The 11,403-nt window shown below is 46.1% G+C and carries 10 protein-coding genes; 9 read left to right on the forward strand and 1 reads right to left on the reverse strand.

Translation table 11 applies throughout. From position 1 onward, the window contains the following. Window positions 1-28 precede the first annotated feature (28 nt). Window positions 29-946, reverse strand: a complete 918-nt coding sequence (locus tag E2I14_RS15655; protein ID WP_133330243.1) for a LysR family transcriptional regulator — start codon at window positions 944-946, stop codon at window positions 29-31. A gap of 209 nt (window positions 947-1,155) precedes the next feature. Between E2I14_RS15655 and E2I14_RS15660 the strand changes: the two genes are divergently transcribed. The 9 genes from E2I14_RS15660 to E2I14_RS15700 all read left to right on the forward strand — a co-directional run bounded on the left by E2I14_RS15660 (window position 1,156) and on the right by E2I14_RS15700 (window position 10,983). After that, a complete protein-coding gene (locus E2I14_RS15660) occupies window positions 1,156-1,518 on the forward strand; it encodes a cupin domain-containing protein (protein ID WP_319945937.1) in 363 nt (120 codons plus the stop codon). A gap of 617 nt (window positions 1,519-2,135) precedes the next feature. Further along, complete coding sequence (locus E2I14_RS15665) at window positions 2,136-2,669, forward strand: fimbrial protein (RefSeq protein WP_133330247.1); 534 nt, start codon at window positions 2,136-2,138, stop codon at window positions 2,667-2,669. 159 nt (window positions 2,670-2,828) lie between these two features. Further along, window positions 2,829-3,344: a fimbrial protein gene (locus E2I14_RS15670; protein WP_133330249.1), complete on the forward strand. Its 516-nt coding sequence runs from the start codon at window positions 2,829-2,831 to the stop codon at window positions 3,342-3,344. Between the two features lie 244 nt (window positions 3,345-3,588). Beyond that, window positions 3,589-4,332, forward strand: coding sequence for a fimbrial biogenesis chaperone (locus E2I14_RS15675; RefSeq protein ID WP_133330251.1), 744 nt, complete (start codon window positions 3,589-3,591; stop codon window positions 4,330-4,332). Beyond that, window positions 4,332-7,004, forward strand: coding sequence for a fimbria/pilus outer membrane usher protein (locus E2I14_RS15680; protein ID WP_133330253.1), 2,673 nt, complete (start codon window positions 4,332-4,334; stop codon window positions 7,002-7,004). Before E2I14_RS15675 ends, E2I14_RS15680 begins: the two co-directional genes overlap by 1 nt. Window positions 7,005-7,072: 68 nt before the next feature. Next, a complete protein-coding gene (locus E2I14_RS15685; protein WP_133330255.1) occupies window positions 7,073-7,555 on the forward strand; it encodes a hypothetical protein in 483 nt (160 codons plus the stop codon). A 94-nt stretch (window positions 7,556-7,649) separates the two neighbouring features. Further along, entirely contained in the window at window positions 7,650-8,516 is an 867-nt protein-coding gene (locus E2I14_RS15690; RefSeq protein ID WP_165967867.1) for a fimbrial protein, read from the forward strand. Window positions 8,517-8,733: 217 nt separating this feature from the next. Further along, entirely contained in the window at window positions 8,734-10,200 is a 1,467-nt protein-coding gene (locus E2I14_RS15695; protein WP_165967868.1) for a fimbrial protein, read from the forward strand. An 18-nt stretch (window positions 10,201-10,218) separates the two neighbouring features. Further along, the gene (locus tag E2I14_RS15700; protein ID WP_133330261.1) at window positions 10,219-10,983 is read left to right on the forward strand and encodes a fimbrial biogenesis chaperone; all 765 of its coding nucleotides are present in this window, start codon (window positions 10,219-10,221) and stop codon (window positions 10,981-10,983) included. Window positions 10,984-11,403 lie beyond the last annotated feature (420 nt).

Raw genomic sequence — 11,403 nt, forward strand, 5'->3', positions numbered from 1 at the left:
AGTCCAAGTTCAGCACGGCAAGCTGAGATTAGTTCAGCGTCGGCCGTCCATGCGCCTCTAGCAAGCAATTCCAAAATGCCTGGCTCACACGCGATGGCTGCGGCGAACGGCGCATCATGCCCACAAAATTACATTTGTAATTAAATTGATCGGGCTTTACCACCTTCATTTGCCCACGCTGTACAAACGTTTCTGCGTAGTGATCGGGTAAGAAACCTAAATAATGGCCCGATAAAATCAGCGTCGCAATCGCCTCTTGATCAAAGCCAGTTGCTTTGCGTGATAAACGCATTTGATGGCTGATCTCCATGTTGTGCGAATGGTAGCCAAGGCAGGCAAAATTATGAGTGGAAATATCGCCCCAATCTAAATTGTCTTGTGACGCATTAAACAGAGGATGTTTGGTTCCGCAATACATCAACATGGTCTCTTCAAACAAGCTGGCGTAGCTTAAACTGTCCGAGCTACGATGATCGGGAATAATCCCAATCTGGAATTGCCCATCCAATACACCACGTTCAATCGGATTGCTGCACGCCACGTGCATATTCAACGACACTTCGGGAGCGCGTTCAGAAAATAGCGCAATGGCTTCGTAAATTTTGGCCGCTGGGTTACTCGCGGTTTTATCGTGTACCGCGACCGTTAATTGACCACCCATACGCCGATGAATATCGTCCACGCTGCTGCGAAATTGGTCGGTTGAACTGAGTAGGCGCAGAGTTTCCTGATAAATCTGCTCGCCTTCAACCGTCATCGAAAATCCGCCCCGGCCACGTCGACATAATGTCAAACCTAAACGAATTTCTAAATCTTTAATGTGACGGCTAATACTGGATGTACCGATATTTAATTCCAGTTCAGACGCGGCCATCCCGCCGCAATCCACCACACTTTTGAAAATCCTCAGTAAGCGAATGTCCATATCGCTTAGTTGTCCCATCATTGGTCTATTTTTTGGTTTCATAATTTCGCAATTAAACATCGATAATTAGGTAATAATGAGAGTAACACCGATAGTTAAAATGCTCAATTGCAATATTTCTTTGTTGTTGTCCCGGGACAAAATTCATAGATTTAATTATTTAATTGCAACATCGGCCAATGTCATTGTAGTAACTTGATCCGCCGCCACTTTTATTTAAAGGAAAAATGATGTCCAAAGTCATCCTATTTACTCAGCAAATTACGCCCGCAGAGCAAGATTACCCACGGCCAGAGAGAGCGCAAAAAGGCAACCCCCTGCGCACCACATGGAATCATTTCACCAACGACACCGGCGAAGTATTCTCTGGTGTTTGGGCGAGTGAAGTAGGAAGTTGGCGGATCGAATTTGGCCCACGCGAGGATGAATTCTTTTTCGTCACCGAAGGCCGCTGCCGTATTATCGATCAAGCTGGCAATGCCAGTGATGCCGGAGTAGGCGAGTCCTTAGTGATCCCCGCGAATTTTAGAGGAGTATTTGAAGTTCTTGAACCTATGAAAAAACACTACGTCATTGTTGAGCGTAAAGGTTAAGTTGCCTAGCGCGGACACCGAGGACTTGGTCTGCTAATACGCAACAAAATGTCATGCGGTTTAGATCTGCTGACCTCTTTGAATCGCTGTACAAAGTAATTTTTCTCATCAACTTTCTAAATTTTTGGGCCCCCAAGCTAGTCTCGCTTGGGTCCCAACTTGATTTGTCTGAAATCTCCCACCATCCAATTTAAGCGAATTCCCGCTTATTACTCGCAAATATTGACTTACTGCTGGCTACTCTTAGTCTAGATAACCTGCTAATACGCCGCTACTGAACTGCAAAATTGTATTCATGCCATTGATTTAATAATCAATATTTCGTTGCATTAAAAACACTTGAATAATCAATTTAGATGTATAAAAACCACAGCCAAACCAGCGATTGAGTGAAGCTAAAAAATCATAATTCATCTATAAATTCAATAAGTTATGGTGTCGACTAGTCAAATTTTATAAGCGTAAAGAAAATTTTCTTAAAGTTAATATTGTCTTTTTATGTATACCTTTAATTAATTTAATTGACTATTGCATTTATTTACACGAAAATCACCCGAAATTAAGGGACGCCTTAATTTGGTTGATTTTTTAATCACGCTTAATGTATGGAGAAAAATATGAAATACGCAGTACTTGTATTAGTTTGCGCGCCGTTATGTACTTTCGCGCAAAGTTCGAACACCATCACTTTTACTGGTGAAGTAGCACAGTCGACATGCAACGTAACGATCAATGGTTCTTCTGGTGCGTCAATTATTCGACTACCGTCCCAGGGTAAAAACGAATTTACCAGCATCGGTACAACGGCTGGATGGACAAAATTTGATATGGCTTTGTCTGGTTGCACGACTTCAAATAGTAATTTCGCTACCAAATTCACACCAGGACAACTGAGCGACGGCAAAAACATCAAGAATACTGCTTCATCGAACAATGTGCACTTGCAACTGACTTCCGTAAGTCCAACTGGAGATAAAGGGCAACCTATTATATTTACATCCGGTACCAATACCGCGCTCGGTGGCGCATTAACAGGACCAGCGGCTAATAAATCTGGGGCTGTTAGCTACGGTGTCCAATACATTTCCGAGGGGCTCGCCTCAGCTGGCAAAGTGGCAGGTACCGCAACATACAGCTTTGTCTATAACTGATTTCGTAGGCAGAGCCTGCATATCGCGCCGATTCGCATAATTCGATCCATCGCTACAAGCGATTTGCCACTGCAAATTTAAAGCGGGGATTGTACTTGCGCGAATTCAGTAAATTATTGACCAATTCCCGATCAAATCAAGCGTAGAAAAGGAAACTCCATGAAATATTCAGCACTATTAATCGCATTGGCTCCAGCATTCGCCTTTGCGCAATCCGCATCGCCCATATTAAATTTTGAAGGCGAAATTACCAACCTGACTTGCAATGTTGCAGTCAACGGCAACACGTCAAGCCCACAAATCGCTTTGAATCCGGCTAAGGTGGCCGATTTGGCGACGCCAGGCGCCACTGCCATCCCAACCCCTTTCACGATGACGTTGAGTGGTTGCGACAACTCAAGCACCGCCAATATTAAGTTGGTACCGACCGCAATCACTGCAAGTGGAAACTTAAAGAACTTGTTGACCACAGGTCAAGCCAATAACGTCAATATGCAGTTATACAACAACGGCGGTACTCTGGCGTTGACCAGCGCGGCAGGTGTCAATGTACCGGTAGTGATCGCTAATGGCACAGCCACTTCACAGTTTGGTGTTCGTTATGTTGCTGAAGGTGGCAGTGCGGGTGAAGGATTGGTTAAGTCGTCGGTACAGTACGCGATTTCTTACCAATAATTTGAGGTAATTTAAGTGTTGTAAAAAGCTAGAACCTGCTCTGAGGGCGATTGCTTCGCTCTCAGGGTCGGAGCAATCGATGAAGTCATCAAAGCACACACCAGCAACGAAATACGCAGCCGATAAATCACCAGCTTTAATTGCCCGTTTATAAAACTGCTGCCGCTGAGCTCATGAGCTGGCATCGGGTTGACGGCGATTTTCTAAACACAAAAATTACCCAGTTAAGTCATCAGGGGAGAAAATGAAAAAAACATGGAAAGAAAAATTTGCTGTTTTAAGTTTGGCTTGTGCCCAGCTTGTACCAGCTTTTGGCAGTGTAGTGCTTGGTAGCACGCGCATAATTTATCCATCGCAAGATTTTCAAAAGAGTATCGAGTTCACTAACTCTGATGAGGTGCCGAGTGTCATGCAAGTGTGGGTTGATACCGGTAACGAAAGTTCGACTCCTGCGACCGCGGACGCCCCATTTGTGCTGACACCACCGATGTTTCGGATCGAATCGAAATCCCGCCAAACCGTTCGGATTGTATTTACAGGGGAGGAGTTACCGACCGACCGCGAATCTATTTTTTATTTCAATTCGGTGCAGATTCCACCGGCCACTTCTGGCGAGGAGGACCAAAATAAAATGCTGATTCTGTTACGCAATCGCATTAAATTATTTTTCCGACCCAAAACTATCGATGGCTCAGCCGAGCAGTCGATCAAGCAATTGCAATTCAGCCTTGAACAAGAAGGCAAAGATTGGCGCATCTCGGCCAAGAATAAGTCTGGTTACTTCGTTACCTTAACCAAGGGTGTTGTTAAGCAAGAGAAATCCCATGATATCGCCGTGGAAATGATTGCGCCCTACACCGAAAAAAACTGGCTGATTCAAAACCCCGGAGAAGTACCGAAATTTCCCATAAAACTTGAACTGAATTATGTGGACGATTTTGGCGGTAATAAACAAGTCGAGTACGAGATTTTACCGACGATTAAGTAATGACTGTAGGGGTTGGCACAGTGAGAAATTTTTTGCAACAAGAGCTGGAACAATCTATATCTCAACGACTGAAAAGTATTTCGAGTAATGCGTTAGCCGGCAGTTTATGGTTGCTCTCAGTGTCATCGGCGCTGGCGACCCCCATTACATTAGACGCACCAAATAACAGCGCGACGAATAGCGCCGCAGTGACGACTAGCTACGACTTCAACAGTGATTTGCTCTTGGGAACTTCGATAGGATCGGACAACATTGATCGATTTAATCGACCTAATTATATTGACCCCGGTAAATACACAATCGATGTCTTTTTGAACGGGAATTTTCAATCACGCAAAACAATTGATTTTGTCAGCTCGGACAAAAACGAAGTTTATCCATGTCTGACAGATGCCTATTTAATCGGCATTGGTATTTTGCCGGCAAGCATAACTTTGCTTGGTAATGACGGCTCCTCCGATGCGACGCGTTGCTTACCCGTTGATTGGCGTATTAAGGGTGCCGCGGTACATTTTACGGTCAGCACATTGCGTGTTGATCTATCGATCCCGCAAGCCTTGATGAAAAATTTACCACCCGGATTTGTGAATGAAGCCGACTTAGACGCCGGCGAATCGATGCTATTTGCAAATTACGATATGAATCACTATCGCACAATGGACTATGGCTCAACCTATCTTGGAATTAATTCCGGATTTAATATCGGCATGTGGCGTTTGCGGCAAGTTGGCAATTACAGTTACCAAGAAGGACAAACACAAAGTGCCGGAAAGTGGCAAACGATTAGTTCGTATGCGCAGCGTTCATTAACGTCGTTGCAATCAGAACTAACGCTGGGCGATACCCATAGTAGCGGCGCATTATTTAGTAGCATAGGCTTTCGAGGTATTACGCTTAGAACCGACGATCGCATGCTGCCCGATTCGCAGCAAGGTTACGCTCCCGTCGTCCGAGGTGTTGCATTAACCAACGCGCGCGTGACGATCCGGCAGGGCAAAAACGAATTGTTTCAGGCAACTGTTGCACCCGGTCCGTTTGAGTTTAAGGACTTGCATCCGACAAGTTTTCAGGGCGATTTACAAGTCGAGGTTGCCGAAGCGGACGGGCGAATTTCCACGTTTACGGTACCTTTTTCCGCTGTTCCTGAGTCCATCCGCGAAGGTACATCGAAATACAGCATATCGTTGGGGAAAATTACTCAGATAGAAGGCGTCTCGCCGTATTTTATTGACGGAACTTATCAACGCGGCTTATCCAATTCCTTAACTGCCAACGCCGGTCTTCGCTTCGGGTCTGGTTACCAATCAGCCCTAGCAGGTATTGTGTTGGGAAGTCCAGTCGGTGCCTTGGGCCTAAATGCTATTTACTCAGCAGCCCGCGATGCCAACAACAGTCGAATTGATGGTTGGCGCACTTCGGCGACCTATAGCCACACGATTCAACCTACTCAAACCACGTTAGCACTGGCTGGATATCGCTATTCCACTAATGGTTACCGCGACTTGGTAGATGTCTTAGGCGCACGCAGTGCTAATGCCCAAGGCAATACTTGGAGCTCTTCCACCTATCAGCAACGTAATCAATATGTGCTCAGTATTGGTCAAGGTTTGGGGACTTATGGGCAGCTCTCCGTATCTGCCGGAGTCAATGAGTATTACTCAGGTAGAGAGCGCGATACTCAATATCAGCTCAGTTACAGCAATAATTTCAAATCGGTGAGTTATAACATCGCCTTGTCTCGACAAAAGACCGGTTTAGTGCACAACAATGGCTTAGGTTCGGGCGCCGTGATCGCCAATAACTTAGATGGGCCAGCGACCAATATGGTGAATTTATCGATCTCAATTCCGCTTGGGTCTGTCAGCAATCCCATCTATTTATCTAGCTCCGTGACCAGTCAAACTGGTGGTAATACGAGCTATCAAACCTCGACCTCAGGCACGTTAGATGAAGCCAAAACGGTCAGTTATGGATTGTCCGCTAATGTCACTAAGCAGAACGGTAGCCATAGCACCTCAACGAGCATGAACGTCCAAAAACAATTTTCGTTAGCCGGTATAGGTGCCAGTTATTCGCTCGGTCAGGGTTACTGGCAAGCCGGTTTAAATATGCGCGGTGCCGCAGTTGTCCACTCGGGGGGAGTTACTTTGGGGCCGTATTTGGGTGAGACATTCGGTTTAATTGAAGCCGAGGGCGCGCAAGGTGCCCTGGTTAGAAACGGTATGGGAGCGAGTATCGATCGGTTTGGCTACGCGATTGTGCCGAATTTGATTCCATATCGCTATAACGAAGTGAGTCTGGATTCTCAGGGAATCAATAGCAATGCCGAACTTAGCGGTGTGCAGCAACAGTCTGCACCTTATGCTGGAGCATCTATTAAATTCAAATTTGAGACCAAAATTGGCCGCGCCGTGTTGATCAAAACCACCTTAGCTGACGGGTCGCAATTGCCGCTTGGTTCGTCGGTTTTTGGCGAGGACAACATCAATGTTGGCATGGTCGGTCAGGGCGGGAAGATTTATGCGCGAGCTGGAAACAAGCAGGGAAAGTTGACCGTGAAATGGGGCGCAGACAATGGACAGCATTGTTCCGTTCCTTACAACTTGAATGATTTACCGAAATCAGACGAACCCATTGTTCGAATTACTGCGGTTTGTGAAACACCGAATTAAGCTGATTCGAATTCACCGCGCCAGTACGTAAAATTTTGCTGTACGTCATATTTTTATAGGAGTTATAGGTGTCAGTTTTGGTACTAACAAGAAATCAACAATGGCGACAAATCACCGCTTGCGTTGTGGCCGCTTTAATCGCATCAACCCTCTTGCCGACTGTTGTTCACGCCGAATGCTACCGGATTGAAGAAACGGTTATGTCGCGCGATCCCAAATATTGGCGCACCGTATATGTCGAGCCCAAAACTAACGGACGAGAAAACGGTGTTGCAGTTCAGACCACAGGTCCTCTAGGAATTGCCGTGGGTTCTGGCGTCGTGCCGGCTTCGTTCAATCTTAGTTCGCCCCTGTTTCAACCGTATGGTTCATTATTTTTTAGCGGCGTCGGTTCTCAACTTGAGATGGCATTCCCTGGAACGCTTCCTTATTTGCCCGAGCGCGTTCTTTGGCGCTGCGAACCGGGCGAGGAAGCGAAGGGATTATATGAATATTTCGCTACTAATGTAACGCCTGATAAGGCTGCTTGTTTGCCTTTTGGGGGGAGCTAATCCAGATGGGGAACAGCTTGGCGTGCCCGGCGCCTACCGGACCCATTTTCCAGAGATGGGACTGCGGCTAACCCATGTTAACTCGGGAAAAATCGTGCAAAACAAATGGGGGGCGCATCGATTAGTCGGTTTGGATACGGATAGTCGAGGTTATATCTTAGTTAAGGTGAAAAATTTTAGTCCGCTCCGCGGCGACATGTTTCGTATCAACAACCGCAGTTACGCTTCAGAAGCGACTTGGGATGATGTAAAAACGGCTTGTTTGAATACCATGAATGCGTTGATTGTTTTTAAGTGGCCCACTTCACCGGGCACACAAGTGGAGGGTGCTCTAGCCGATGCCCGCTCTTACATACTGGCTTATGTTGGTCATTTCAATTTGGGGAAAAGTCGTTCTGCGGCCACTACCGTTGGCTCATGTGGGACTGAGTTGGTTAGTAGTCCGAATATTAGTTTTTCGAGTATTACGGCTACAGAGCTCAATAACAATGAATCGCGGACACAGCAACTGAGCATTAGGTTTAAGTGTCAATATGAAGGCAACTCGATCGCCAATGCTAGCCCCGCTGTCTCCGGAACCGGCTCAGGGCAGACTGCAATGGGATTTGCGATTCCAATTGCCAACCAAAAAGCGGCATTTGCGCAATCCTTAGCTGTGGCTGGCAGCAGCACTGCTGTGTCCTATCTTCTATCTGACGGGTATGGCGCCGAAACAAATGTCGCGCCAATAAATCTAGCCTTATATGGTCCCGCTAATAAAACGGGCGGTAATTTGGATGGATGGTATGGCGTGACTCAAAATGCAGACATTGGTCAAATTAGCCCGGGTGGTGTGGATGCGAATGGATACCGTTTTTATACCCAAAATTTCATTACAGAGTTTAAGAAGTTGCCCGGAAAAACGGTTCTTAATGGCGGCAAGTATAGGGCAACAGCACAATTCATTATTCGCGTGCAATGAGATTGCAATTCCAGTTGATATCGGGCTGGTAGCAATCTTCACAGAAAAGTCCCGCGGTCTGAGCAGATCGACTACCACATGAACATCGCTATGTCGTTCTGATTGTTCAATCATTGAGGTGTTTAGAACGTAGGATTTTTTAGATGTTTTGTTTGATGTTCTGCCCCGGCTTGTAAATTAAGCGGTATTTGTTTCAATAATGGCTATGGAGTATGTTATGTCATTCGTATTAGCAAAAAATAAGGAAGTCTACCTGCGTTGGCTGGCAAGATTATTTGTTATCGTTGCAATCTCAGCAACCTTCCCCTCCCAGGTGTATGCGGATTGTTATAGGATTGAGAACCCTGTGGCATCCCGCAATATTCTGTATAAGACTTCGGTCTATGTGGAGCCTACAACCAATGGTCGCAGAAACGAAGTAGGAACGATGGCCCCTACGGGTCTTGGAACCGGAACGGCATCTGGGGTAGTGCCGCCTTCGTACAACCTAAGCTCCACCCTATTTCAACCATTCGGTACTTTACTCTTTGCTGGTGTCGGGTCTTCCACCGAAATGGCGCCCGGAGGATTTAGTCCGTATGTGCCCGAACAAGTTTTATTTCGCTGCACCTCTGATGAGGTAGCGAAAGGACTTTTTGAATTTTTTGCCACGGATGCTGCAGCTGTGATCACAGCTTGCCAAGGCTTTTCTGGACAAAACCCGGATGGCGATCAGTTAGGGGTTCCAGGTGCTTACCGCACCCGCTTACCTGAATTGGGTTTGCGGCTAACGCATATTAATTCTGGCAAAGTGGTGCAGAACAGGTGGGCATCGCATCGACTTACAGGATTAGATACCGACAGCTTTGGTTATGTGCTGGTGAAAGTGAAGAACTTTAGTTCACTTAAAGCGGAAATGTTTAGGATCAATAATAGAAGTTATTTGCCGGAAGTTACATGGGCGAGTATTAAAAGTCCCTGCAAAATCGCCGCCAATGCCGTTTATGTTTTTAAGTGGTCGGGATCGCCTGGTGCCCAAGCAGATGGCGTATTTAACAATGGCACTTCTTACCCCCCTGCTTATGTCGGGCGTTTTAATCTTGGTAACGGCAGCGATTCAACCAACGTTGGCTCTTGCGGAAGCACGATAGTCAATACGCCCAATGTCATTTTCCCGAGTATTACCGTCACCGAGTTAAATAATGGCATAGTCCAAACACAACCGTTCAGTGTTTCGTTTAAATGCCAATTTCAAGGCAACTCCATCGCCGGCTCAAGCGCTTTTGTGTCTGGAACCGGCGTGGGTCAGATCGCGATGGGATTTGCCATTCAAAACGCTAATCAGCAAAGTGCGTTAGCGCAAGGATTGGGCGTTTCGGGTAGTTCAACGGCGGTAACGTATTTGCTGTCGGATGGTTACGGCACAGATTCTGCAGTCGCTACCAATGTTGGGACTCAGATTACCTGGGCGGCGAGCGGAACCCCTTTAAATTTCGCCTTATATAATCCGGCCAGCAACACTGGTAGCAACGCAGACGGCTGGTATGGAGTAACTACTAACGCCATTGGCGGTGGCGTTGACGCCAGCGGCTACCAATATTTCACCCAAAACTTTAATGCCACGTTTAAAAAACTCCCCGGCAAAACCGTTATGAATTCGGGCAAATATTCGGCTAGTGCTCAATTCATTATTCGGGTCCAGTAATTACGATATGGAATATTGATGAATTTTGCGGCGTTAATTTTAAAAGCCCCGATACGGCGCGCTGTGCTATTAATTTCTTTATTACTCAGTTCTGCGCCGTCGGAAGCTGGCATTTTTACCGATGGCACCCGAGTCGTATTTAAAGACGGCTACCGCGAACAATCGTTGCGCTTATCTAATCAAAACACCTATCCAATATTGGTGCAGGCGTGGGTAGATGACGGAAATGCCGACCGGGTTCCGGAGGAGGCCGATTCACCTATTTTTACCATGCCCCCAGTTTTTACGATGGCGCCTAAGGAGATATTTAGCTTGCGCTTGGTGTATTCGGGTGAATCACTGCCGCAAGACAGGGAATCGGTATTTTGGCTCAATTTGTATGAAATCCCACCCAATTCGCCGCTGTTGGAATCTGCTTCAACGTCGTTAGTGTTGGCGATACGCACTCAGATGAAAGTCTTTTATCGGCCTGAAAAACTATCATTGCCAATCTCAAAATTGATTGAAAGTTTGTATTGTTCGATTAAAAAAAGTGGTGAGCACGGGCAATTAGTCATCGATAACCCAACACCGTATTTTGCGACAATTAGCGCATTGCAAATTAAACAAAACTCTAACGTTCAACAGAAGGTTGTGGAAATGATCCCACCTTTTCAGCAATTTTCGACCGAGATAGACCTGCTGCCCGATCCGCAAAACAACAGTTTGGACATCGATTTTGCTATCGTGGACGACAATGGCAACGTCTCTGCATCGAAGCAGACTATCCCGATTGCCGATTAGGATGATTGGATTTAATACCAAAATGGTGCAAGGATTGTGTGCCGCAGGTTTTACGATTGCACCAATTTGATGATCAATCCATTTTGGTCAAGCAAAGAGGCATCAAGTCGGCCTCGATCTTTCCTTGCTTCATGCGCTATTAAATATAATCCGTTGTTTCAAGAACTCCCTGAGTAATTCCCGCTAGCCACAGAATAGTTAACATTGTTTTGGCAACGTTTTTACGTGCAATAAAACAAATTTTCTACCATCATTTAAAAGCGGACTCTTTGCAAGTGGAACGCCTCTTGCTAGTGCACCACCATCGACTATCCCAGCCTTTTTCGCTCAGTTGAAACCGCGTTTGTGCGACCAGAATGCAGCCTTTAATTACTTGCGTAATTTGGTAACTTGACATTCAGAACAAAACATTTATGGGCA

The sequence above is a fragment of the Sapientia aquatica genome (assembly GCF_004358105.1).
GTDB lineage: Bacteria > Pseudomonadota > Gammaproteobacteria > Burkholderiales > Burkholderiaceae_D > Solimicrobium > Solimicrobium aquaticum.

Excerpts from the sequence above, each read along its gene's own strand:
- E2I14_RS15655 (WP_133330243.1), bottom strand. The coding sequence starts at position 946 with ATGATGGGACAACTAAGCGATATGGACATTCGCTTACTGAGGATTTTC.
- E2I14_RS15680 (WP_133330253.1), top strand. The coding sequence starts at position 4,332 with ATGACTGTAGGGGTTGGCACAGTGAGAAATTTTTTGCAACAAGAGCTG.
- E2I14_RS15670 (WP_133330249.1), top strand. The coding sequence starts at position 2,829 with ATGAAATATTCAGCACTATTAATCGCATTGGCTCCAGCATTCGCCTTT.
- E2I14_RS15695 (WP_165967868.1), top strand. The coding sequence starts at position 8,734 with ATGTCATTCGTATTAGCAAAAAATAAGGAAGTCTACCTGCGTTGGCTG.
- E2I14_RS15675 (WP_133330251.1), top strand. The coding sequence starts at position 3,589 with ATGAAAAAAACATGGAAAGAAAAATTTGCTGTTTTAAGTTTGGCTTGT.
- E2I14_RS15660 (WP_319945937.1), top strand. The coding sequence starts at position 1,156 with ATGTCCAAAGTCATCCTATTTACTCAGCAAATTACGCCCGCAGAGCAA.
- E2I14_RS15665 (WP_133330247.1), top strand. The coding sequence starts at position 2,136 with ATGAAATACGCAGTACTTGTATTAGTTTGCGCGCCGTTATGTACTTTC.
- E2I14_RS15700 (WP_133330261.1), top strand. The coding sequence starts at position 10,219 with ATGAATTTTGCGGCGTTAATTTTAAAAGCCCCGATACGGCGCGCTGTG.